23 protein-coding genes are annotated in these 23,550 nt (G+C 67.9%); 16 read left to right on the top strand and 7 right to left on the bottom strand.

From position 1 onward, the window contains the following. Positions 1-171: 171 nt before the first annotated feature. A complete protein-coding gene (locus ACQ4L4_RS21800; RefSeq protein ID WP_431100943.1) occupies positions 172-2,232 on the bottom strand; it encodes an FAD-dependent oxidoreductase in 2,061 nt (686 codons plus the stop codon). 261 nt (positions 2,233-2,493) lie between these two features. Here ACQ4L4_RS21800 and ACQ4L4_RS21795 point away from each other — a divergent pair, with 261 nt between their 5' ends. The 3 genes from ACQ4L4_RS21795 (at position 2,494) to ACQ4L4_RS21785 (ending at position 5,474) form a co-directional block, all read left to right on the top strand. Then, positions 2,494-3,783 carry a DUF4397 domain-containing protein gene (locus ACQ4L4_RS21795; RefSeq protein ID WP_431100942.1) on the top strand — a complete coding sequence of 430 codons (1,290 nt, stop codon included), beginning with the start codon at positions 2,494-2,496 and terminating at the stop codon, positions 3,781-3,783. 310 nt (positions 3,784-4,093) lie between these two features. Further along, entirely contained in the window at positions 4,094-4,828 is a 735-nt protein-coding gene (locus tag ACQ4L4_RS21790; protein ID WP_431100941.1) for a hypothetical protein, read from the top strand. 109 nt (positions 4,829-4,937) lie between these two features. After that, entirely contained in the window at positions 4,938-5,474 is a 537-nt protein-coding gene (locus ACQ4L4_RS21785; RefSeq protein WP_431100940.1) for a GFA family protein, read from the top strand. Here the strand turns inward: ACQ4L4_RS21785 and ACQ4L4_RS21780 are convergent. Continuing rightward, positions 5,450-6,310: a hypothetical protein gene (locus ACQ4L4_RS21780; RefSeq protein WP_431100939.1), complete on the bottom strand. Its 861-nt coding sequence runs from the start codon at positions 6,308-6,310 to the stop codon at positions 5,450-5,452. The genes ACQ4L4_RS21785 and ACQ4L4_RS21780 overlap by 25 nt on opposite strands. Before the next feature lie 317 nt (positions 6,311-6,627). Between ACQ4L4_RS21780 and ACQ4L4_RS21775 the strand changes: the two genes are divergently transcribed. Beyond that, complete coding sequence (locus ACQ4L4_RS21775; RefSeq protein ID WP_431100938.1) at positions 6,628-8,220, top strand: thioredoxin family protein; 1,593 nt, start codon at positions 6,628-6,630, stop codon at positions 8,218-8,220. A gap of 18 nt (positions 8,221-8,238) precedes the next feature. On the opposite strand, the gene ACQ4L4_RS21770 is transcribed toward ACQ4L4_RS21775, so the two are convergent. After that, positions 8,239-8,463, bottom strand: a complete 225-nt coding sequence (locus ACQ4L4_RS21770) for a glutathione binding-like protein (RefSeq protein WP_431104989.1) — start codon at positions 8,461-8,463, stop codon at positions 8,239-8,241. A 27-nt stretch (positions 8,464-8,490) separates the two neighbouring features. Between ACQ4L4_RS21770 and ACQ4L4_RS21765 the strand changes: the two genes are divergently transcribed. The 4 genes from ACQ4L4_RS21765 (at position 8,491) to ACQ4L4_RS21750 (ending at position 12,565) form a co-directional block, all read left to right on the top strand. After that, entirely contained in the window at positions 8,491-8,970 is a 480-nt protein-coding gene (locus ACQ4L4_RS21765; RefSeq protein ID WP_431100937.1) for a MaoC family dehydratase, read from the top strand. A gap of 66 nt (positions 8,971-9,036) precedes the next feature. After that, positions 9,037-10,584 carry an alpha/beta hydrolase gene (locus tag ACQ4L4_RS21760; RefSeq protein ID WP_431100936.1) on the top strand — a complete coding sequence of 516 codons (1,548 nt, stop codon included), beginning with the start codon at positions 9,037-9,039 and terminating at the stop codon, positions 10,582-10,584. Next, positions 10,581-11,390 (top strand): ATP-binding cassette domain-containing protein, encoded by an 810-nt coding sequence (locus ACQ4L4_RS21755; RefSeq protein WP_431100935.1) that lies wholly within the window; start codon positions 10,581-10,583, stop codon positions 11,388-11,390. Before ACQ4L4_RS21760 ends, ACQ4L4_RS21755 begins: the two co-directional genes overlap by 4 nt. After that, entirely contained in the window at positions 11,387-12,565 is a 1,179-nt protein-coding gene (locus ACQ4L4_RS21750) for an ABC transporter permease (RefSeq protein WP_431100934.1), read from the top strand. Before ACQ4L4_RS21755 ends, ACQ4L4_RS21750 begins: the two co-directional genes overlap by 4 nt. A gap of 15 nt (positions 12,566-12,580) precedes the next feature. On the opposite strand, the gene ACQ4L4_RS21745 is transcribed toward ACQ4L4_RS21750, so the two are convergent. Beyond that, entirely contained in the window at positions 12,581-12,826 is a 246-nt protein-coding gene (locus ACQ4L4_RS21745; protein WP_067280137.1) for a hypothetical protein, read from the bottom strand. A gap of 358 nt (positions 12,827-13,184) precedes the next feature. Between ACQ4L4_RS21745 and ACQ4L4_RS21740 the strand changes: the two genes are divergently transcribed. The 4 genes from ACQ4L4_RS21740 (at position 13,185) to ACQ4L4_RS21725 (ending at position 17,668) form a co-directional block, all read left to right on the top strand. Further along, the gene (locus tag ACQ4L4_RS21740) at positions 13,185-13,898 is read left to right on the top strand and encodes a helix-turn-helix transcriptional regulator (protein WP_431100933.1); all 714 of its coding nucleotides are present in this window, start codon (positions 13,185-13,187) and stop codon (positions 13,896-13,898) included. Between the two features lie 125 nt (positions 13,899-14,023). Next, positions 14,024-14,209, top strand: a complete 186-nt coding sequence (locus ACQ4L4_RS21735; RefSeq protein WP_377158806.1) for a hypothetical protein — start codon at positions 14,024-14,026, stop codon at positions 14,207-14,209. 50 nt (positions 14,210-14,259) lie between these two features. Further along, positions 14,260-15,507 carry an HlyD family secretion protein gene (locus tag ACQ4L4_RS21730; RefSeq protein WP_431100932.1) on the top strand — a complete coding sequence of 416 codons (1,248 nt, stop codon included), beginning with the start codon at positions 14,260-14,262 and terminating at the stop codon, positions 15,505-15,507. Continuing rightward, entirely contained in the window at positions 15,500-17,668 is a 2,169-nt protein-coding gene (locus ACQ4L4_RS21725) for a peptidase domain-containing ABC transporter (protein WP_431100931.1), read from the top strand. Before ACQ4L4_RS21730 ends, ACQ4L4_RS21725 begins: the two co-directional genes overlap by 8 nt. 30 nt (positions 17,669-17,698) lie before the next feature. Here ACQ4L4_RS21725 and ACQ4L4_RS21720 read toward each other — a convergent pair whose 3' ends face one another. The 3 genes from ACQ4L4_RS21720 to ACQ4L4_RS21710 form a co-directional block, all read right to left on the bottom strand. Next, positions 17,699-18,700, bottom strand: coding sequence for a Bug family tripartite tricarboxylate transporter substrate binding protein (locus ACQ4L4_RS21720; RefSeq protein WP_431100930.1), 1,002 nt, complete (start codon positions 18,698-18,700; stop codon positions 17,699-17,701). A gap of 124 nt (positions 18,701-18,824) precedes the next feature. Then, positions 18,825-19,082 carry a YkgJ family cysteine cluster protein gene (locus ACQ4L4_RS21715; protein WP_431104988.1) on the bottom strand — a complete coding sequence of 86 codons (258 nt, stop codon included), beginning with the start codon at positions 19,080-19,082 and terminating at the stop codon, positions 18,825-18,827. Beyond that, positions 19,009-19,260, bottom strand: coding sequence for a hypothetical protein (locus ACQ4L4_RS21710; RefSeq protein WP_431105039.1), 252 nt, complete (start codon positions 19,258-19,260; stop codon positions 19,009-19,011). Before ACQ4L4_RS21710 ends, ACQ4L4_RS21715 begins: the two co-directional genes overlap by 74 nt. A gap of 30 nt (positions 19,261-19,290) precedes the next feature. Here ACQ4L4_RS21710 and mnmG point away from each other — a divergent pair, with 30 nt between their 5' ends. From mnmG to ACQ4L4_RS21690, 4 genes are read left to right on the top strand one after another with little or no spacing between them, the layout of a single operon-like run. Next, entirely contained in the window at positions 19,291-21,255 is a 1,965-nt protein-coding gene (gene mnmG, locus ACQ4L4_RS21705; RefSeq protein WP_431104986.1) for a tRNA uridine-5-carboxymethylaminomethyl(34) synthesis enzyme MnmG, read from the top strand. A 22-nt stretch (positions 21,256-21,277) separates the two neighbouring features. Then, complete coding sequence (gene rsmG, locus ACQ4L4_RS21700) at positions 21,278-21,946, top strand: 16S rRNA (guanine(527)-N(7))-methyltransferase RsmG (RefSeq protein ID WP_431100929.1); 669 nt, start codon at positions 21,278-21,280, stop codon at positions 21,944-21,946. Positions 21,947-21,984: 38 nt separating this feature from the next. Beyond that, positions 21,985-22,758 carry a ParA family protein gene (locus tag ACQ4L4_RS21695; protein WP_431104985.1) on the top strand — a complete coding sequence of 258 codons (774 nt, stop codon included), beginning with the start codon at positions 21,985-21,987 and terminating at the stop codon, positions 22,756-22,758. A gap of 3 nt (positions 22,759-22,761) precedes the next feature. Further along, on the top strand, positions 22,762-23,547 hold the full coding sequence (locus ACQ4L4_RS21690) for a GNAT family N-acetyltransferase (protein ID WP_431100928.1): 786 nt from the start codon (positions 22,762-22,764) through the stop codon (positions 23,545-23,547). Positions 23,548-23,550 lie beyond the last annotated feature (3 nt).

Here is a 23,550-nt window from a genome sequence, read left to right as displayed (position 1 = left end):
ACAAGGCATCCCCAACGACGGTTCAGGCGAAGACGCATGGCTCACCCAAGGATCTTTTTATGAATGGAGGGGCAACAGCTGGCCCCATGTCGGCGCCGCCCGCGGGTCGCGGGCGTTCCCTCATGCACGACCGCCGGAGTATCGACGCCGGTAAGAAAACGTTGCTAGGGGTTACAGCGAGGCCGCCACACGCGTTCCCTGCAGGATTGCACGCTTTGCATCCAATTCTTTGGCCTCGGCGGAACCGCCGATCAGCTGCACCGACCGGCCCGCCGCGCGCAGCGGCGCTTCGAGTTCCCGCAGCGGTTCCTGACCCGCGCACAGGACGATGGTGTCGCAGTCGATGCGCTCGGGATCGGTGCGATCCTCGCCCTGGCTGATCCACAGGCCGTGCTCGTCGATGCGCTCGTACTGCACGCCGCCGACCATCCGTACGCCGTGCGTCTTCAAGGCGGCGCGATGGATCCATCCGGTGGTCTTGCCCAGGCCCGCGCCGAGCTTGCCGGCGCGCCGTTGCAGCAAGGTGATCTCCCGTTCGGCGGGCTCGGGTTGCGGACGCGTGAGCCCGCCTCGCGTCTGTTCCGGATCGCCGACACCCCAGTGCTTGCGCCACGCCGGCGCGTCGAGCGCCAGCGAGTGCCCCTGCTCGAGCAGGAACTCCGCCACGTCGAAGCCGATGCCGCCCGCGCCCACGACCGCCACACGACGCCCGACCGGCTTCTCGCCGCGCAGGACCTCGAGGTAGGTCAAGACCTGGCCCCGGGCGATGCCTTCGTCCTGGCCCGGGATGCGCGGATCGCGCGGCGTCACGCCGGTGGCGAGGAGCACCTCGTCGTAGTCCACCAAATCACCGGCGCTCACGCGACGGCCCAGTCGCGGCGTGACACCGAGCAACTCCAGCCGCCGCTTGAAGTAGCGCAGCGTCTCGTGGAACTCCTCCTTGCCCGGGATCCGCTTGGCCAGGTTGAACTGGCCGCCGATCTCCTGGGCGGCGTCGATCAGCGTGACGTGGTGGCCACGCTCGGCGAGCGTCGTCGCGGCGGCCAGGCCGGCCGGTCCCGCGCCCACGACAGCGACGCGCTTGCGCAGCTGCCCGGCGGCAACGGGGACGATGCGCAGCAGGGTCTCGTGGCCGGCGCGCGGGTTCACGAGGCAGGACGCCACCTCCTGCTTGAACACGTGATCGAGGCAGGCCTGGTTGCAGGCGATGCAGGTGTTGATCTCGTCGGCCCGCCCCTCCGCGGCCTTGCGCACGAAGGCCGGATCGGCCAGCAGCGGACGCGCCATCGACACCATGTCCGCCGAGCCGTCGGCCAGCACCGACTCGGCGACCTCGGGCGTGTTGATGCGGTTGCTGGTGATCAGCGGCGTGCGGATGCCCTCGGCATGCAGCTGGTCGCGCAGCTTCTTCGTGACCCAGGCGAAACCGGCACGCGGCACGCTGGTCGCGATCGTCGGGATGCGGGCCTCGTGCCAGCCGATGCCGGTGTTGATGATGGTGGCCCCGGACCTGGCGACGGCCCTCGCCAGTTGCAGCACCTCGTCCCAGTTGCCGCCCTCCGGCACCAAGTCCAGCATCGACAGCCGGTAGATGATGATGAAGTCGGGGCCGACGGCCTCGCGCATGCGGGTGAGGATCTCGACCGGCAGCCGCATGCGGCGTTCGAAGTCGCCGCCCCACGCATCGGTGCGCTGGTTCGTGGCGGCGATCAGGAACTGGTTGATGAAGTAGCCCTCGGAGCCCATCACCTCGACGCCGTCGTACCCGGCCTCGCGCGCCAGCACGGCGCAACGGACGAAGGCGCGGATCTGGCGCTCGATGCCGCGCTCGCTCAACGCATGCGGCGTGAACGGCGAGATCGGCGACTTCAAGGCCGACGGCGCGACGTTGAACGGGTGGTAGCCGTAGCGGCCGGTGTGCAGGATCTGCAGCGCGATCTTGCCGCCCTCGCCATGCACGGCCCGCGTGATGGCCTGGTGCCGGCGCGCGGCGCCGCCCGTCATGAGCGTGCCCGCGAAGGGCTTGGCCCAGCCGGCGATGTTGGGCGCGTAGCCGCCGGTGACGATCAGGCCGACCTGGCCGCGGGCGCGCTCGGCGAAGTACTCGGCCAGGCGGTCGATGTGCTTGCGCGAGTCCTCGAGCCCGGTGTGCATGCTGCCCATCAGCACGCGGTTCTTGAGGGTCGTGAAGCCCAGGTCCAGGGGCGACAGCAGCTGCGGGTAGGCGTTCATCGCGCGGATGCTAGCGCCGGACCCCGCGCGCGTTTAGAGAGACGATACCAGGAGGCCCAGCGCCGGGACTTCAGCGCCCAGACCTGAGCGTCGAAACCTGAGCGTCGAAACCTCGGCGCCGATACCGGGAACGGATCTCCGAGGCGCCGCGCAATTCTGTGTCGGCCTTGATATGGAAGTTCACAAAGCTGGCAATCGGCCACAAGCCCCAGCAACACGGCCCGCGTTCAATCGCCGCATTCTCAATCGGAGTGTCGGACGATGCGATTCAAGACCTGGGCCTTGGGCCTGAGCGTGGCCACCGCCGCCCTGCTGACCGCCTGCGGCGGCGGCAGCGACAGCAGTTCGGCGCAGATGCGCCTCCTCAACGCCAGCATCGGCTACGCCGCGCTGGACATGGCGGTGGACAGCACGACGGTGAACTCCGGCGTGGCCTATGCCGGCGTGGGCAGCTATGCCGACGTGAAGACCGACGCCACGGGCACCGAGGTGCAGAGCAACAACGTCGGCAGCACGCTGGCGTCGTCGACGCCGACGCTGGCCGCCGGCAGCCATTACACGATGATCGCGTACGGCTCGGCCGGCTCGGTGCGCACGACGCTGCTGCAGGAAGACCAGGACGCGGCGGCCACCGGCAAGTCCAAGCTGCTGGTGCTGAACCTGGCGCCGGACGCCGGCGCGTTGGACGTATACGTCACCGGCGCCGACGACTCGCTGGACACCGCCTCGACCGTGGCGAGCGGCATCGCGACCAGCTCGGGCAGCGGCTACATCACGCTCAACAGCGGCACCTTCCGCGTGCGGATCACCGCCGCGAGCTCCAAGACCGACCTGCGACTGGACATCCCCAGCATCACGCTGCCATCCGCCGGTGTCTCGACGCTGATCCTGACCGGCAGCACCGGCGGCGTGCTGGTCAACGGCATCCAGCTGCTGCAGCAGGGCGCGACGTCCAACTTCCCCAACTCGACCGTCCGGGCCCGCCTGGTGGCCGCGGTGGGCGGCAGCGCGCTGGTCTCGGGCTCGATCGGCCAGACCTCGCTGATGCCGACCTCCGTGGCGCCGACGATCGGCGACTACACGACGGTGGCGGCCGGCACGGCGGACCTGTCGGTCTACGTCAACGGCGCGCTGATGTCGTTCACGAAGCCGCCGCTGACCGCGGGCAGCGACTACACGCTGATGGTGTGGGGCACGGCGGCGGATCCCAAGCTGGCGGTCCTGACCGACGACAACCGCCTGCCCACCAGCCCGACGACGACGGCGAAGATCCGCCTGGTCAACGGCGTGGCGAGCGCCACCACCGGACTGACGCTGAACGTCGACTACAGCGCGCTGGCCTCGAACGTGGTGGCCGGCACCTCGTCGTCGCCGCAGGCGACCGCGGCGTCGACGTCCGCGCTGCTGACGGTGACCTCGCCGTCCTCGACGACGCCGGTCTACAGCCTGAGCGAACTCAGCATCCAGGCGGGCTACGTCTACACCGTGTTCGTGATGGGCGACAGCAACGCGATGGTCGGTTCGCTGCGCCGCGAGCGCTCTTCCAACTGATCCGACCGAACCCATGATGCGTCGCTGAACGCATCGGCCGGGAACAACCCCCGGCCCCGGGACCACTGAATGCGCAACACAGCGCGGCGGTCACCACGACCGCGGCCCGGTGCACCCTCCTCCCTGTTGGCCACGTCCTCTCACGAGGCGTGGCCTTTTTTTCGTCGTTCGGGACCGTCGCCCGCCTTTCCCACTCTTTTGGGTCAGCAGACACATCCAATTGAGTCATCGGACACCTTCTTCACTAGGGGCCCTCGGAGGTCACGCCCTCCTGACGGTCCCTGGCGGGGACATGCGGCAACATCGCTGCATGTCCCTGCCCGTCCACCGTCCCACCGTGACACAGGTCCGCCGCCTGCGCCAGCTCTGGCGCTCGGCCGGCTGGCCGTGTCAGGACATGCTGGAGGTGGAACTGCTGGCGCTGGGCTGGCTCGAGCGTCGGGTCGATCCGCACGGCCGTGAGACCTTGCGGCTGACTGTGGCCGGCATCGAGATGCTGCACTTCGGACTCCAGAGGAACCGCACCGCACGCCATCGCCACGAGGACCTGGTCGCCCGCATGGCCGTCGAGCTGCAACGCGCGGGGCGTGTCGTCTGGCGGGGGCTGTCGCTGCGAGCCGGCCTCCCGCGTGAGGACGAGCCCGAGCGGATGCGATGGGTCAACGCGATGCCGGACGTCTACTCGGTGCGCAACACCACCGTCGAGGACTACCTCGAACCCGCCGTGCACGAGATCAAGGTCAGCCGGGCCGACCTGCTGTCGGAGCTGCGCCGCCCCGCCAAGGCGCAGGCCTACCTCGCGCTCAGCGGCCAGTGCTGGTATGTGCTGCGCGCCGGCATCGCCGAGGTCGAGGAAATTCCGCCGGCGTTCGGCGTGCTGTTCGCGCACGACTTGAACGGCGGCGAGGGTTTCCGTTTCGAGCTTGGCCGCCCGGCGCCGCGCCGGCCGATGAAGCCGGACTTCGGCACGTGGATGACGCTCGCCAAGGCGTCTCCGGAGCCCGCGCCGCTCGACGAGGGTCAGGACTTGCTGGGCGAAGTCTGAGGTCCGGCGACGGGTGACCTCCGTCGTCCCCGGTTCTTGTGGCCGGGCGGCGGTGCAATGGCCGTTTTCGGACCGCTATCCTGAGCGCTCGCATCACGAGGGAGACGCCATGACCGACACGGCCGACATGTTCGAAGGCGGCTGCGACTGCCGCCAGGTCCGCTACCGGATGACCGGCCGACCGCTGATCGTCCATTGCTGCCACTGCCGCTGGTGCCAGCGTGCGAGCGGCGCGGCCTTCGCGCTGAACGCGATGATCGAGGCCGACCGCGTCGAGCTGCTGGCCGGCGAACCGGTGCCGTTCTTGAACCCGAGCGAGAGCGGCAAGGGCCAGAAGATCTGGCGTTGCCCGAGCTGCGCGATCGCCGTCTGGAGCAATTACGCCGGCGGCGGCGACGCCGTGCGCTTCGTCCGCGTCGGCACGCTCGACGAGCCCGACCGCCTGCCGCCGGACATCCACATCTTCACCGCCTCCAAGCAGCCCTGGGTCCAGTTGCCGCCCGAGGCCGTCGCCGTGCCGGAGTACTACGACGTCCGTCAGCACTGGTCCCCAGAGAGCCTTGAACGCGGAGCGATCCTGCGGGCGAAGCGTCCGTCCGGCACGGGGACGGCCTCCCCGACTCAGGATCCGCCGCACGGGGCCTGACCGCCGTCGGGCGGGCCCAGGAAGCGACGGAGAAAGCGTACCGCCCGATGATCCGTCGGCCAATGTCCGGTCAAGGCGCGGGCAAGCAGCCACACGGCGAGCGCCTCCCGGGTGGGTGCCTCAGCCTCGCCGCGCCCACGTTCTTCCTGATGGAGGGCGCGCAGGAACTGATCCTCACGGCCACGCGGCGATGCGACTGCTTCCAGCATGTGCGCCACCGCGAGCCAGATCGCGGACACCTCGGCACAGTCCGGCCGCGCGCGCTGGAGGCTCTGCTCGACGTCCAGCGCTTTCCACTGTCGACTCGTACCCGCGACAAAGATCCGCCGCTGCCCTTCATCAAGCGAGACCTGCGGCCCATGGGTCAGGACCGTCCCGATCGATGTGACCGGCAACATCCCCAGAGCGATGTCCGCCGACGGGACGGCAATGAAGCGCACCTCACGCAACAGATCCTTGGCAGGTGCCGGCAAGTTCGATCTGAACTTCAGGATCGCACTGAGCGCCTCGCCGCTGGCTGTCGAGCGAGCGGTCGTCGCCATGGCCGTCGCTCCAGGAACAACGCCATCGCGCGCCGGGTCCTTGCCCTCCGCATCCAGGAGACAGGGGGCGAAGTCGGCCGCTGAATCGCGCTGAGGCTGCAAGGCACCGACGTCGCGCCGGACATCGTGCAACCACGCCCGGATCGACGCGATCGTCGCAGGATCCGGGTGGTCCCTGTTCAGGTCCGACTGGGCCTTCTTCGCCCGCAAGGCGTGATGGCACCAGGGCTCATCTTCGTTGCGGCGCAGGGTCATGAGCATCACGACCCAGACCCAGCGCTGCAGTTCGACCAACGTGCATCGGTCGAAATCGTCCGAGCAACGATGCCAGTCCGAGGTCGACTGCCAGCTTGGCCGGGACAAGGGCGCTCGAGACGGGTCGGATGCGGGCGCCGAGCCCGATTCGGTCTCGTCAGGCGAGGCGGGTGGCAGGGAAGGCAGGGAGCCAGGAATCATGGCGAGGGCCGGACGCGTCTTGCGCCCAGGGAAGGGGGAGAGGGTCCCTAGTGGCGTGCAAGATTAGAAGCGTCCCGCATATCGGGTTCTGCGGCGCGGCGCCACAATGCCAGCTTCCTCGACATCGGCCGGCTCACGAGGCCGCGATTCCTGCCATGACCTTTCCCACCTCGATGGCCCGTCGTCTCCGCTCGGCCGCCCGTCTGACCGCCCTCGCCGCCGCGTTGTCCACGATCGGCGCGCTGCCGGCGCTGATGCCCACGGCCATGGCCGCGAGCGCCTCGGCCTCGGTGTCGTGGCAGGAGGCCTCCGGCGACGCCGACATCGAGCGCGCCTTCACCCAGGCCCGTGGCGAGAAGAAGCCGGTGCTGCTGTACTGGGGCGCCAAGTGGTGCCCGCCGTGCAACCAGCTCAAAGCGACGCTGTTCAACCGCGCCGACTTCATCGAGCAGTCGCGCGCGTTCGTCGCGGTCCACATCGACGGCGACAACCCCGGCGCCCAGCGCCTGGGCGCGCGTTTCAAGGTGCGCGGCTACCCGACCATGATCCTGTTCAGCAACGACGGTCAGGAACTCACCCGCCTGCCGGGCGAAGTCGACGCGCCGCAGGTGCTGCGCGTGCTGCAGCTGGGCCTGGCCGGCGGTCGTCCGGTGAAGACCGTGCTGGCCGACGCGCAGGCCGGCAAGAAGATCTCCGCCAACGAGTGGAAGCTGCTGGGCTTCTATTCGTGGGAAACCGATGAACAGCAGCTGGTGCCCGCCGCGCAGCGTCCGGCGTTGCTCGCGAAGCTGGCGGCAGCGAGCCAGGGCGTCGATGAGGAGACGACCACGCGCCTGTGGCTGAAGGCGCTGGCCGCCACCGAAGGCGGCGGCGCCCTGAAGGCCGACGCCGCCCTGCGCGCGCGCGTCGATCAGGTGCTGGCAGACCCGGCCGCCGCCCGTGCGCAGATGGACGTGCTGAGCAACAACGGCGACGACATCGTTCGCGCGCTCGCCCCCGCGGCTGGCGCGGACCGGCAGGCGCTGGTCGCGAAGTTCGATGTGGCGCTGAAGCGCTTCGAGGCCGACGCCTCGCTGTCGCGCGCCGACCGGCTGCAGTCGCTGCTGGCGCGTGTCGAGCTGGCACGCCTCGACCAGAAGAAGGACGAGCTCGCTCCCAAGCTGCCGGCGCCGTTGCTGGCCGAGGCCAAGGCCCATGCCGCCAAGGTGGACAAGGAAGTCACCGACGGCTATGAGCGCCAGGCGGTGATCACGTCGGCGGCCTACCTGCTCGGACGTGCCGGCCTGTGGAGCGACAGCGACGCGCTGCTGAAGGCCAGCATCGCCAAGAGCCACAGCCCGTACTACCTGATGAGCTCCCTCGGCAGCAACGCCCGCAAGCAGGGCAAGAAGGACGAGGCGCTGCGCTGGTACGAGGAGGCTTTCAACAAGAGCGAAGGCCCCGCCACCCGTCTGCAATGGGGATCGAACTACCTGAGCGCGCTGGTCGAGCTGACGCCGCAGGATTCGGCCCGCATCGAGAAGGCCGCGGCGCAGTTGCTGGCCGAGGCCGAGAAGGACAAGGGCGCCTTCTACGAGCGCAGCGCGCGCTCGCTGCAGAAGGTCGGCAGCCAGCTGGTGGCGTGGAACGCGAGCGGGCAGCACGACGCCTCGCTCACACGTCTGCGTACCCAGCTGGACGGCGTCTGCGCCAAGCAGGACGCCGGCGACAAGAGCGCCTGCGAGTCGCTGCTGAAGAAGAAGGGCTGAGGCCCTCCTCGTCCCGATCTACTTCACCAGGCCTTCAGCCTTCATCGCTTCCTGGACCGCCGGCCGCGCCGCGATGCGGCCGCGGTAGGCGACCGGGTCCGGATAGCCGGCCAGGTCGACGCCGACGTGCTGGCCCCAGTTCGAGACGGTGAACAGGCAGGCGTCGGCCACCGAGAGCTGGTTGCCCATCAGGAACTGCCTGCCGGCGAGCGGCCCGTCGACCGTACTCGTACAGTCTGCCAGTCCCCACCGCGTCCAAGGGCCTCCTCCATGAGCACTGCCTCCTCCGCCAAGACCTATGCGTTCGAAGACTTCACCGTCGGCCAGGTGCGCGAGTTCGGCTCGCGTCTGGTCGACCGCGAAGAGGGTCTCGCCTTCGCCGCCGCCTACGACCCGCAACCGCTGCATCTGGATGAAGCCGCCGCCGATGCCTCCGTGCTGGGCGGTCTGTCGATCAGCGGCTGGCAGACCTGCGCGCTGGTCATGCGCATGATGTGCGACGCCTACCTCCTGGACTCCACCAGCCAGGGCTCGCCCGGCATCGACAACCTGCGCTGGCTCAAGCCGGTGCGCCCCGGCGACACGTTGCGCGTGCGCATGCGCGTGCTGGAGACCAAGGCCAGCCGCAGCCGTCCGCAGATCGGTCTGGTGCGTTCGGCCTGGGAAGTCTTCAACCAGAAGGACGAGCAGGTGATGAGCATGGAAGGCTGGGGCATGTTCGGTCGCAGGGAAAGCGGGTCGGAAAGCTGACCGAAGGCACCCTCGCGCGCGCCTCCCGCTCGCCATAATCGCCGGGCACCAAGGAGGAGCGAGTTGATGACGATGCGTCCCGGGGCAAGCCCTGTCCCCCGAGCCCGGCCGATCCGCGCCCTGGCCCTGATGGCGATGTCCGCCGTGGCGGGCTTGTCCGGCGTCGCAGCGCGGGCCGAAGCCCCTGGCCGCGCGCTGCAGCCCTGCCGCGTCGAGGGCGTGCCCACCGAGGTCCTGTGCGGGAGCCTCAAGCGCCCGCTTGATCCCGCCCGACCGGACGGCGTCCACATCGACGTGCACTACGTCGTCGTGCCCGCGCTGGCGCGCAACAAGCTGCCGGATCCGGTGCTGCTGCTTGCCGGCGGGCCTGGTCAGAGCGCCATCGCGCTGACGGCCTCAGTGATGCCCCGGCTGTCCCGGCTGAACTACCGCCGCGATCTCGTGTTCATCGACCAGCGGGGCACCGGACGGTCGGCACCGCTGGCCTGCCCTGACAACAGCGGGCGCAGCCTCGACGAACTGCTGAAGCCGGGCGCCAAGGTCCGGCTGCTGGAACAGTGCCGCGATGCGTTGAAGCAGCTGCCCTACGGCGACTTGCGCTTCTTCACGACGACGATCGCGATGCAGGACATGGACGCGGTCCGCGCGGCGCTCGGCGTCGAGCGCTGGAACCTGGTCGGCGCGTCCTACGGCACGCGGGCGGCACTCGAGTACCAGCGTCAGTTTCCCGATCGCGTGCGCCGCAGTGTCATCGACGGCGTCGCGCCACCCGACATGGTGTTGCCGGTCACGTTCTCGCAGGACTCGCAGCGGGCGCTGGACGCGGTGTTCACTGCCTGTGCGGCCGATACCGCCTGCGCCGCGCGTTTCCCCGGTCTGCAATCCGAGTGGCAAGGGCTGCTCAAGGGCCTGCCGCGCAAGGTTTCGTTCACGCATCCGCTGACCGGCCGGCCCGAAGAGGCGACGCTGACGCGGGAGGGCCTGCTCGGGCTGGTCCGGCCGCCGCTGTATGCCCCCAGCGTCGCCGCGGCGCTTCCGGCCGCGTTGCACGAGGCCTCGCTGGGTCGCTTCGACGCGTTGGCCGGTCTGGCCGGTCAACTGGGCGGCGGATCGCGGGCGATGCGGATCTTCGAGGGCATGCACTTTTCCGTCGTCTGCGCCGAGGACGCGCCGCGCATCGCGGCCTCGACCGAATCGCCCGCGCCCGACTTCGGCACGCTGGACCGGGACCTCTACGCCCGTGTCTGCGGCGCGTGGCCGCGCGGCGAGGTGCCACCGGCTTTCTATGCGATCCCGACGGCAAGGTCCCCGGTTCTGCTCACCAGCGGCGGCAACGATCCCGCCACGCCGGAGCGGCACGGGCAACGCGTGAAGGTGGCGCTCGGTGACCAGGCGCGTCACGTCGTCGTCGGCGCCGCCGGCCACGGCGTCGCGCTGACCCTGCCCTGCATGCGCGACGTGCTGTTCCGGTTCATCGACGCGTCGCGCGACGCCGACGCACTTCAGGTGGACGCGAGTTGTGTCAAGGGCCTGCCCCGTCCGCCCGCGTTCCTGCCCCCCACGCCGGCTGCCATCGCGGCCGCCGCCTCCGCCGCCCGGGAGTCCGACCGATGATCCGCCTGCATGCGCTTCACAAGACCTTCCAGACGCGCGGCGGAGGGTCGTTGGCCTCGATGTTCGGAAAGAAGGCCCAGGCCCGTACGGTCGTCGCCGTGGAGCACCTGAACCTCGACGCGCCCAACGGTCGCATCACCGGCCTGCTCGGCCCCAACGGCGCCGGCAAGACCACATCGTTGCGGATGCTCGCGGGCCTCTTCCCACCCGACCGCGGCACGATCGAGGTGGACGGTCTCGACGTGCTGAAGCAACCGCGCGCGGCCTTGGCGCGGATGGGCATCCTCGGCGACGCGCACGGCCTGTACCCGCGACTCACGGCACGCGAGAACATCGTCTACTTCGCGCGGTTGCAGGACATGCCGATGGACCAGGCGCAGGCACGGGCCGAATCGCTGGCCGAGTTGCTCGACCTTCGCGCGATCCTTGACCGCCGCGCCGAAGGCTTCAGCCAGGGCGAACGGATGAAGACCGCACTGGCTCGCGCGCTCGTCCACGACCCGGCCAACATCGTGCTGGACGAGCCCACCAACGGTCTGGACGTCGTCGCCACGCGCGCGTTGCGCGAGGTTCTGCGCCACCTGCGCTCGCCCGAAGGCGGCGGCAAGTGCATCGTCTTCTCCAGCCACATCATGCAAGAGGTGGAACAGCTCTGCGACCAGGTCGTCGTGATGTCCCATGGCCGCTCGGTGGCCACGGGCACCGTCGACGGACTGCTGGTGCAGACCGGCCGCCAGCGCTTCGAGGACGCCTTCGTCGACCTCGCCTTCCCTGAAGCCGCGCCCGCGCGCCTGGAGTCCGCATGAACGGTCCGTTCTTCAAAGCCTTCCGGACGGTCTTCGCCAAGGAGGTCCTCGACGCCCTCCGCGACCGTCGCACGCTGCTGCGCCTGCTGGTTCCATCGGTGCTGATGGGCCCGCTGATGCTGACCCTGATGTCGGGACTGGCGGCCTCGCTGCAGGAGCGCGCGGAGCAGCGCGAGGTGCTCGTCGCGGGCATCGAGCACGCGCCCACGCTGCGCAACTACATCGAGCGCCAGACCTACACGATCAAGACCGCGCCCGTCGACTACGAAGCACGGCTGCGCGATTCGAAGCTCACCGATCCGGTCCTCGTCGTGCCGGCGGACTTCGAAACGCTGCTCGCCGGCGGCGAGCCGGCGACGGTGGAGATCGTGAGCGACAGCGCCAACCAGCGCGCGGAGGCCGGCGTCGGCGCGCTCGGCCGCCTGCTGCAGGGCTTCAGCAGCGAACGCGCGACGCTGACCCTCGCGATGCGCGGCATCGGCGCGCAGCAGCTCCGCCCGATCGATGTCCAGGAACGCGACCTCGCCAGCATGCAGGCGCGCTCCACGCGGCTGACGCAGATGCTGCCGATGTTCATCATGATGGCGGTGCTCTACGGCGCGCTGACCGCGGCGCTCGACAGCACCGCCGGCGAACGCGAGCGCGGTTCGCTCGAGCCGCTGCTGGTCAACCCGGCGCCTCATTCAGCGATCGTCGCGGGCAAGTGGGCCGCCGTGCTGATGGCCGGTCTGCTGGTCGCGGTGCTGTCCAACCTCAGCTTCCTGCCCGGCCAATGGCTGATGCGCAGCGACGCGCTCGCCGCGATGTTCCAGTTCGGCTGGGGCGAGGCGTTGCGCTTCCTGCTGCTGCAGATCCCGCTGGGGGCGGGGCTGTCCGCCGTGCTGATGGCACTGGCGATCCGCACCAAGACCTTCAAGGAGGCGCAGGCGAGCACGACGCTGGTCATCACCGCCATCGCCCTGACGCCGATGGTGGCCATCGTCAATCCAGGGGGAGAGGCCTCCTGGCACTTGTGGGTGCCGGGGCTCGGTCAGAACCAGCTCATGATGCAGGTGCTCAAGGGCGAACCGCTGACCTTTGCGAAGGTGATGCCGACGGTGATCGTCGGTGCCGCGCTCACGTTCGGCGGGCTCGCGCTGGTGGCCCGCTCGATGCGCGCCGCGGTGGCGCGATGAGCGGCACCAGGGTACTCAGTGGCGCGTGGCGAGCGCCAGCTGGACCTGCTCCTGCCAAGGCAGCATGTGCACGATGCCATTGAGCTGGATCGCCGATTCGATCGGCGCGAGCACCTCGCCCTCACCATTCAGGAACTGCATGTTGGTCACCAGCGCCATCGGATCGACCATCGACACCACCCCGTAAGGCATGCGCACCCAGTCCCACGCCACACCGGCCGCACCGAATTCAGATTCGCCGCTCCACAGGGTTTGCCCCATGGCCGGGTGATCCTCGTCTCCCGTCACCAACACGCGCGTGCTCAAATGCGCGAACTGTAAGCGGGGCAAACGCTGGACATCACACAATATTCGTGGCCACGCGTACACAATCCAAGCTGGTGTCATTGTCAGAATTGTTTGGTTTGGCTATTGCGGATCGGCGGTTGCTGCTTCTCCCCTTGACCAGAAGTGTGGTCACGAAGCGGTCGGCTCGCCAGCTGTAAACCCTGTCAGGGGCGTGAATGCGTCACGTGACCTATGCGGCCCGACAGGGCGCGTGGCGGATCACAGACAGGCGAGCAGGTCCGCCACAGCGACCGAAGAGGCCCACTAGGCCGGCCACGGGCCGGAGCGATCAATGCTGCAAGGCGGTTATCAATCAGTCCTGGAAGCGCGCTCACGCGAAGAGTTCCGCAGTGAGGTGATCCGCTTCGCGCATAAGCTGGACTTCCAGACGGTGTCGGCCATCACGGTCGTCGATCACACGCTGGCCGAGACCGAGTTCATCACCATCGACAACTGCCCCGTGGGCTACGCCGAAGTGATGCATGCGCCGGAGTTTGGCCGCCGCGATCCGGTGATGCAGCACTGCAAGCGCAACAGCATGCCGATCGTCTGGGACCGTCAGACCTACGCTCGACACGGCGCGAGCGACATCTGGGAATCGCAGGCGCAATTCGGCTACAGCACCGGCATCTGCCTGGCGCTGCATCTGCCCGAGGGGCGGCATTTCGTCCTCGGCGTCGATCGCGATCAGCCGTTGCCCAGCGACTCGGGCCAGTTGACGCGCATGGTCGCGGATCTTCAGCTGTTCGCCGTGCACGCGGTGGACACCGCGCTGCGCGTGCTGCTGCCGGAAGAGAAGGTCGTCGAATCGCCGCGGCTCACGCCGCGCGAGCTCGAGTGCCTGCATTGGACGATGGAAGGCAAGACCGCCTGGGAAGTCGGCGCGATCCTCAGCATCACCGAGCGGACGGCCGTCTTGCACATCAACAATGCGATGCACAAGCTGGCCTGCTCGAACAAGCACCAGGCGGTGCTCAAGGCCCTGCGGCTGGGCCTGATTCGCTGATGCTGCCTTCGGCGCCAGCTTGTAAACACTGTAAGAGCTGACAGTTATGCGGGCGTCCGCACGCTGCTTCAATCCGTTCCGTGCTCAACACATTCCTGGGCACGTCACCGAATCTGGAGCCTCTCATGCAAGCCCAACCCCAAAACATCGCCGTCAACACGCAAGTCGAAGAAGGTCTGGTCGAGTTGGACCTGCAGTCCCTGGTGCATGTCGGCGGTGGCGCTCCGAAGGGCACGTGGCTGGTGGGGCAGACCGTCCTCGTCGACGTGTCCGCGGCGGAAGTCGAACCCGCACCCAAGGGCACTTGGTAAACCCTCCAGGCTTCGCGAACCGTCAGGTTCGCAACAAGGCGTAGCAAATCGTGGTGGCGCTGTTCCGCGCCGAGGCGCAGGCCTCGCAACAGCAGGCCTGGCTGGGTTCGGTGCAATTGCATCGGCCGACCACGTTGAAGTGGCTGAGCATTCTGGCGCTGGGCGGCGTGATCGCAGTCGGTGCCTTCCTGTTCAGTACCGAATACACCCGCAAGGCCCGCGTCAACGGCCTGCTGGTGCCCGAGCGGGGCGTGATGCGGCTGAGCGTGCCGCAAAGCGCCACCGTCATGGCACGACCCGTCCAGGACGGGCAGCAAGTCCGCGAAGGTGACGTTCTGTTTGTGCTGTCGCTCGACAGCGCCAACCCGACTGGCGATGGCCTGTCGCGGACCTTGAAGGATCGTGAGCAATCGCTGGGCGCCGCGCAGGCGCAGCAGCGGGAACTTGCGCAGAGTCAGGCGGCGTCGCTGAAGGCACGGGTCGCCACGCTCGCAACCACACTGCAGCAGGCTGATGCCGAGCTGCAGCTGCATGCCCAGCGCGAAGCGCTGGCGCAGCAGAGTCTGGGACGGCTCGAATCGCTGGCGAAAGACCAGTTCGTTTCGAGTGCCCAGGTCCAGACCAAGCGGGAGGAGTTGCTTGGCTTGCAGGCCCAACGGCAGGCGCTGGCGCGAGAGCGCGAGAACCTGCAGCGGGAGGCGTTGGGCTTGCAAGCTGAGCTTCAGTCGATTCCGTTGAAGGCCCAGGTCCAGCAAGGGGAACTCGCACGCGACATCGCCGCGCTGCAGGCGCAAGGCGTCGAAAACGAGGCGCGCAGGCGACTGGTATTGCGTGCGCCCAGCGACGGTCAGATGAGCACCGTGCTCGCCGAGCCTGGCCAGGTCGTTCAGGCCGGCACGCAACTCGCCGCCCTGCTGCCAGCGCGCACGCAACTGCAGGCCCACCTCTACGCACCGTCCAGCGCCGTCGGCTTCCTGCGGCCACATCAGGCGGTGCTGCTGCGTTACCAGGCGTTCCCGTATCAGAAGTTCGGCCAGCAGCAAGGCGAGGTGTTGCAGGTCTCGCGTACGCCGCTCCAGGCAGCGGAACTCGCGCAACTCGGTCTGCCTGCCGCGATGGCGCAAGGCGAGCCGATGTATCGCATCACCGTGCAGCTCCAGCGCCAGTCGGTCGAGGCCTACGGGCAGGACCAGACGCTCAGCCCCGGTATGCTTCTCGAAGCCGACGTGCTTCTCGAGCGGCGCCGTCTGATCGAATGGATCTTCGAACCGCTGTTGAGCCTCGTCCGCCGTGTCTGATGCCCCCTCTTCCGGCGCCCCTGTCGCGGGCGCCACGCCCGACGGCATCCTGTCGCGGCTGAACCTCGGCTGGCGCCGCCGCCGTCCCGTCATCCTGCAAACCGAAGCCGCCGAGTGTGGCCTTGCGTGCCTCGCGATGGTCGCGGGCGCGCATGGCCAGCGCTGGACGCTCGGCGAGTTGCGTGACCGTTTCGCGGTCTCCCTCAAGGGTCTGACCATGGCGGATCTGGTGCGCATGGCCGCGCAACTGGGTCTCACCGCGCGCGCCCTGCGCGCCGAGCCGCAGACGCTGCACAAGCTGCAGACGCCCTGCATCCTGCACTGGGACTTCAACCACTTCGTCGTGCTGGAACGTGTCGACGGCGACCGTGCCGTCGTCCTCGATCCCGCGCATGGCGAGCGCCGGCTGATGCTGGCCGAGGTCTCCAAGCATTTCACCGGAGTCGCCCTCGAATTGCGCCCGGGCATGGACTTCGCACGCAAGGCGCCTGCGCCTGCGCCGAAGTGGCGCCAGCTGCTCGGTCACGTGACCGGCTTGAAACGCTCGATCGCGCAAGTCCTGGCCCTCGCCCTGGGGCTGGAGCTGCTCGGCCTCCTCGCGCCGTTCCTGCTGCAATGGACCGTCGATGGTGTCATCGTCAGCGCCGATCGCGACCTGCTCGTGACGCTGGGCATCGGCTTCGCGCTGCTGGTCCTGCTGCAAGTGGGTGTCGGGCTGCTGCGCTCGTGGGCGGTGATGATCCTGTCCGCATCGCTGAACCTGCAGTGGCTTTCCAACGTGTTCTCGCATCTGCTGCGGCTGCCGCTCGCCTGGTTCGAGAAACGCCACCTGGGCGACATCTGGTCTCGGTTCTCCAGCGTGCAGGAGATCCAGAAGACGCTCACGGGCAGCTTCATCGAGGCCATCCTCGACGGTCTGATGGTGCTGCTGACGCTGGCGATGATGGTGCTTTACAGCGGTCGTCTGACGGCTGTCGCGCTGGCCGCGGTGGCCGGCTACGCGCTGCTGCGCTGGGCCTGCTTCCGACCGCTGCGCGATGCGCAGGAAGAAGCGTTGACCCACGAGGCGCGCCAGAACACGCATTTCCTCGAATCGCTGCGCGGCGCGCAGGCGATCAAGCTCTTCAATGCGCAGGCGGATCGCGGCGCGCGCTTCGCCAACCTGATCGTCGAGCAGATGAACGCGTCGCTGACCGGCCGCAAGCTCGAACTCGGCATGACACAGGGCAACAAGCTGCTGTTCGGTCTGGAACGCGTGGCCATCGTCGCGATGGGCGCGATGCTGGTGCTGGACAACGCGCTGTCGGTGGGCATGCTGTTCGCCTTCCTCGCCTACAAGGACCAATTCAGCCAGCGCATCGCCGGGCTGATCGACAAGGTGGTCGCGTTGAAGATGTTGCGGCTCCAGGGCGAACGCCTGGCCGACATCGTGCTGACCGCGCCCGAGGCGGAGTTCGAAGCACCCGGCCGCGCGGTGCCGCACGACGCGGCGCTGGAGCTCGACGGCCTGCGCTTCCGCTACGCCGATGGCGAGCCGGAGGTCATCGCCGGCTGCTCTCTGCGCATCGAACCCGGGGAGTCGGTCGCGATCGTCGGGCCTTCGGGCTGCGGCAAGACGACGCTGATGAAACTGATGCTGGGCATCCATGCGCCGCAGCACGGTGAGATCCGCATCGGCGGCGTGGCGCTGGCGCAGTTGGGCGCGAACGCCTGGCGTGAACGCATCGGCACGGTGATGCAGGACGACCAGCTTTTCGCCGGCAGCATTGCCGACAACATCAGCTTCTTCGACCTCGACGTCGATCCGGACTGGGTGCGCGAGTGCGCAAGGCTGGCCTGTGTGCTCGAGGACATCGAGGCCATGCCGATGCGCCTGCAGACGCTGATCGGCGACATGGGCTCAAGCCTGTCCGGCGGCCAGCGCCAGCGCATCCTGCTGGCGCGCGCGCTGTACAAGCGGCCGAGTTTCCTGTTCCTGGACGAGGCCACCAGCGCACTCGACGTCGAGCGCGAGCGGCTCGTCAACGCGAGCCTTCGCCAGCTGCCGCTGACGCGCATCGTCATCGCGCACCGCCCCGAAACGATCGCGGCGGCGCAGCGCGTCGTCAGCCTGCAGGGCGGGCGGGTGGTGCAGGACCTCCGCTCGGTCCAGCACCGGTGAGCGGCGCCCCGCCGACGCCATCTCTTCCGTTCAATCGGGCTTGATCTTCGCGCGGGCCACGACCTGCTTCCAGCGCTGCTGCTCCTGCGCGATGAATGCCGTGAACTGCGCGGGCGTGTTGCCCACAGCCTCGGCCGCGTCATGGCTCAGACGCTCCCGGGCCGAAGCGGAACGGATCGCCTTCACCGATTCGACCGCCAGCTTGTCGACGTTGGCTTGCGCCAGGTTGGCCGGCGCGCACAGCCCGTACCACTGCGTCATCTCGAAGCCGGGGTAGCCTTGTTCCGCGACCGTCGGCACATCGGGCAGTTGAGGCAGGCGCTCCTTGGAACCTGTCGCGATGCAGCGCAGCTTGCCCGCCTTGATGAACTGCATGATGGCCGGCGCGCCCACGGAGGCTGCCTCGAGGCGCCCCGCGAGCAGGTCCGTCAACTGCGGGCCGGTGCCGCGATACGGCACGTGCAGGATGAAGAGGTCGGCGACCATCTTCAGGTATTCCATCGCCAGGTGCCCCGCGCTCCCGTTGCCCGCGGAACCGTAGCTGAACTTGCCCGGGTTCTTGCGCACGAGAGCCACCCACTCCTTCAGGTTGCGCGCCGGTACGTCAGGATGGACGACGTAGAGGCTGGGCACCTTGGCCAGCAGCGTGATGGGTTTGAAGTCGCGGTTGGGGTCGTAGGGCAGCTTGTCGTAGATGTACGGGTTCACTGCCAGCGTGCCGATGTGGCCGAGGATCAGCGTGTGCTGATCTTCCGCGCGGGCGACCTCGCTCATCGCGATGTTGCCGCCGCCGCCGGGCTTGTTGTCGACGTAGACCGACTGTCCCAACGTCTTGCTGAGTTCGGCGGCGGTCGCGCGGGCGACGATTTCGCTACTGCCACCCGGAGCGAAGGGCACGACGAAACGCACGTTGCGCGATGGCCAGGTCGATTGCGCAAAGGCAGGGAACGACGCGCCGAAGGCGGCACCCGCGGCGCCGAGCGCAGTGGACTGCAGGAGGAAGCGGCGGCGGTCCTCGTCGATGGGGATCATGCGGAGTCTCCGATAGGTTCTTCTGGAAAGTCCGACTCTACGCGGGGCCCGCTGTCAGCGTGCTTTCAGGGCCCCAGGCCGGGCGGCGGCCGCCCCAGCCCGGAGAGACGGGTCGACGGGACGCTCAAGCGGGTCGCGTCTCTTCTTCCATCCAGCCCAGCCAGCGCATCGCCTGCTCGCGGGAGTCGCCGCACATGTCCTCGGAAGGAGGCAAGGAACCGCACACCGCGGGCCGCTCCGGTTGACCAAAGATCTTGCAGCGCAGCGCTTCATCGAGCTGGATGCAGCGCACCCCGGCCGGCTTGCCGTCAGGCATGCCGGGGATAGGACTGCTGATCGACGGCGCGATGCAGCAGGCGGCGCAGGAGGGGCGGCAATTCATGGCAGAAGGATTGTCGCCGCCACCCGTGAATGGCGCCAACAAGGTCCTTGGCGATGCCCATGAGGCAGTGACTTATCCACAGCCCCGCGTAAAATCGCGCCCTTCCCTCATCTGAACGCCAGCCGGCTTCCATCGCCTGATTTCGCGCCTTGGGCGCGTCGCGATGGCCTTGATCCATCTGATCGCCGATTTCGCTGGACGCCTTGCCATGCTTTATCCGAAAGAGTTCGACGTGATCGTGGTCGGTGGCGGCCATGCCGGTACCGAGGCCGCGCTGGCAGCCGCCCGCATGGGCGTCAGCACATTGCTGCTGACCCACAACATCGAGACGCTGGGGCAGATGAGCTGCAATCCGTCGATCGGCGGGATCGGCAAGGGCCATCTGGTCAAGGAAGTCGATGCGCTCGGCGGAGCGATGGCTGCGGCGACCGACGAGGGCGGCATCCAGTTCCGCATCCTGAACGGCTCCAAGGGTCCGGCCGTGCGCGCCACCCGCGCGCAGGCCGATCGCATTCTCTACAAGGCGGCCATCCGCCACCGGCTGGAGAACCAGCCCAACCTGATGCTGTTCCAGCAGGCCGTGGACGACCTGATGGTCGAGGGCGACCGCGTCGTCGGCGCCATCACGCAGTCGGGTCTGCGCTTCCGCGCCCGCGCCGTGGTGCTGACCGCAGGGACCTTCCTCGACGGGAAAATCCATATCGGTCTTGAGAACTACGCAGCCGGCCGCGCCGGCGATCCGCCGGCGGTATCGTTGTCGGGACGGCTCAAGGAACTCAAGCTGCCTCAGGGCCGCCTCAAGACCGGCACCCCGCCGCGCCTGGATGGCCGCACCATCGATTTTTCGAAGTGTGCGGAGCAGCCCGGCGATCTGGACCCGGTGCCGGTGTTCAGCTTCATGGGGAACGCCGCGCAGCATCCTCGGCAACTTCCCTGCTGGATCACGCACACCCACGAGCGCACCCACGAGATCATCCGTTCTGGCTTCGATCGCAGCCCGATGTTCACGGGCGTCATCGAAGGCGTCGGCCCACGCTATTGCCCGTCCATCGAGGACAAGGTCAATCGTTTTGCCGACAAGAACTCGCACCAGATCTTCCTGGAGCCCGAGGGCCTGACGACGCACGAGTTCTATCCGAACGGCATCTCGACCTCCCTGCCCTTCGACATCCAGTTGGCCGCCGTCCGGTCGATCCCCGGCCTGGAGAACGCGCACATTCTTCGGCCCGGGTATGCGATCGAGTACGACTACTTCGACCCACGTGAACTGAAGTCGAGCTTCGAAACCCGCGCTATCGGGGGCCTGTTCTTCGCTGGTCAGATCAACGGCACGACCGGCTATGAAGAGGCAGCCGCCCAAGGGCTGTTCGCCGGCTTGAACGCAGCGCTTCAGGTCCAGGGCAAGGACTGCTGGCTCCCGAGCCGCGACCAGGCCTATCTGGGCGTGCTGGTCGACGACCTGATCACCAAGGGCGTCACTGAGCCCTACCGGATGTTCACGAGCCGCGCCGAGTTCCGCTTGCAGCTCCGAGAAGACAACGCCGACATGCGCCTCACCGAAGCCGGCCGCCAACTGGGGCTGGTCGACGATGCTCGCTGGGATGCCTTCAATCGGAAGCGCGATGCTGTTTCACGTGAAACAGAGAAGCTGAAATCGACCTGGGTCAATCCGAACATCCTTCCAGCAGCCGACGCTGAGCGGCTGGTGGGCAAGGCCCTGGAGCGTGAATACAACCTCATCGACCTGCTGCGTCGACCAGGCGTCACGTTCGACACCATCGCCGAGGTGGCGTCCATTGCACGCCCTGGCGCTGACGTCACTCGCGCCTCCCTTACGGAATCCCTCGGAACCGACCTCGCCACCGCGGTGATTGAGCAATTGGAAGTTGGCGTCAAGTACGCCGGCTACATCAGCAAGCAGCAGGAAGATGTTGCCCGCGCATCGAACTACGAGCACCTGAAGCTGCCCGATGACCTGGACTACGGCCTGGTCACCGCCCTCTCCTTCGAAGCTCGCCAGAAGCTGGGCAAACATCGTCCGGAGACGCTGGGCCAGGCATCGCGGATTTCTGGCATCACGCCCGCAGCCATCTCCCTGCTGCTGATCCATCTGCGCAAGGGCCGCTTCAAGGGCTTTACCGATCACAGCTTGGTCGACTCGACTGCCGCCTGATTCCCTCTTCTTCCGCTCATCGATGACCGACCTCGACCGCCGTTCCCGCCTCGCTACCGCCGCTGAAACACTTGGGCTCGACCTCACTGACGAGCAACTTGACCGGCTGATCGCCTATCTCGACCTGCTGTCGAAGTGGAACAAGGTCTACAACCTGACTGCCGTTCGCGATCCGCAGGCGATGCTGACTCAGCATCTGGTGGACAGCCTCAGCCTGATCCCGCCGCTGCGGCGGCATGCCGCCGGCGAACCGCTCCGGCTGATGGACGTCGGGAGCGGCGGCGGACTACCGGGCGTGGTCATCGCCATCTGCGACGCGACCATCGACGTCACCTGCGTGGACACCGTCGGCAAGAAGGCTTTCTTCATCGCCCAGGTCGCTGCGGAGATTGGACTGCCCAACCTGCACGCTGAGCACGCTCGGGTCGAGCAACTGAAGACGGCGCCCTTCGACGTCATCACTTCACGGGCATTCGCCTCGCTGGCAGACTTTACCGAATGGACCCGGATGCACTTGAAGCCAGGGGCTGTGTGGGCGGCGATGAAAGGCCAACATCCCGCTGAAGAGCTCGACGAGCTTGCCCAACGTGCTCCAGATCTGTCCGTGTTTCACGTGGAACAGCTGAACGTCCCGGGTCTCGACGCTCAACGTTGCCTGCTGTGGATTCGTCCGACGGCCGCCATCGGTTAAGCTGCGCCCCTCTCCAGAGCCCTGCCCACCGACCATTCATGGCCAAGATTTTTTGCGTTGCGAACCAAAAAGGCGGCGTCGGCAAGACGACCACCACCGTGAATCTGGCTGCCGGACTGGCCAAGGTCGGGCAGCGCGTGCTGGTGGTGGACCTTGACCCCCAAGGTAACGCGACGATGGGCTCCGGCATCGACAAGCGCGCCCTGGCGCTGACCGTCTATGACGTCCTGCTGGAGTCGGCCACCATCGCCGAGGCGAGGCAGCGGAGCGAGAAGGCCGGCTACGACGTGCTGGGCGCCAATCGTGAACTGGCCGGTGCCGAGGTGGAGCTGGTGGAACTCGACCGCCGCGAGCAACGCCTGAAGACGGCATTGGCTGCCTCGGCACAGGATTACGACTTCATCCTGATCGACTGCCCTCCCTCGCTGTCCATGCTGACGCTGAACGGACTGTGCTCGGCGCACGGCGTGGTCGTCCCGATGCAGTGCGAGTACTTTGCGCTGGAGGGCCTCACCGACCTGGTCAACACGATCAAGCAGATCCACGCCAACCTGAATCCGGACCTGCAGATCATCGGCCTGCTGCGCGTCATGTTTGACCCGCGCATCACGCTGCAGCAGCAGGTCAGCGAACAGCTGAAGGCGCACTTCGGCGAGAAGGTGTTCGACACCGTCATCCCTCGCAACGTCCGCCTGGCCGAAGCCCCCAGCTATGGCCTGCCTGGCGTCGTTTTCGACGGGGGCTCCAAGGGTGCGCACGCCTTCATCGATTTCGCCAAGGAAATGGTGACTCGCGTCGGCGCGATGCGCTGAACGATGTCGGCCGAGCTGCACGCCCTCGCCCGCCGCGCGGAACTGGCCGGCTTGAACGCGGCTTCCTCGCCACGTGAAGCACAGGTCGAGGGTTGGCTGCTGCGGCTCTCCCCAGGCAAGGCCAAGCGCTCACGATGCGTGAACGCGCTCGCGGGGGGTACCCTTCCCCTCGACGACCTGCTGCGCCGCTGCCGCGCCAGCTTCGAGCAGGCGGGGCTGCCGCTGATCCTTCGGCTCACCCCCTTCAGCCAGCCGGCCGATCTCGACGATCAACTCGCCGCCAAGGGGTGGACCCGGTTTGATCCCGCCGACGTGATGGTGCTGCCATCGTTGAATGCCTTCGGTGACACGAGCGGATTGATGTCGCTGTCGCCGGTCGAGTACGCCGCATTGATCGGCGCACTGCGCGGCTCCAGCGCCGAGGAAATCGAAGGCCACGCGCACCGCCTCGAGCAGGCGAGCGTCCCGCATCAGGCCTTCAAGATGGAGCACGAAGGCGTGCTGCTCGCCTGCGGTCAAGTGGCCATCGATCCGGGTCCCGACGGAGCGCCGGCAGGCGGAATGGCGGGGCTGTTCGACATCTTCACGCCCGAGGACCAACGCGGTCGCGGTCATGGCCTCCGGCTCTGCGCGGCCCTCCTGGCCGAAGCGCGCCGCCAGGGCGCCCACAGCGCGTATCTGCAGGTGGGGGCCGACAACGCAGCCGCGCAGCGGCTGTACGCCCGCCTGGGCTTCCTGCAGGCCTATCGCTACCACTACCGCAGCGACGACCCGCGCGCCTGGGCGTGAGCG

It is taken from the genome of Roseateles noduli (genome assembly GCF_050626985.1).
GTDB classification, from domain to species: domain Bacteria; phylum Pseudomonadota; class Gammaproteobacteria; order Burkholderiales; family Burkholderiaceae_C; genus Roseateles; species Roseateles noduli_A.
This window is presented reverse-complemented; position numbering and strand designations above follow the sequence as displayed.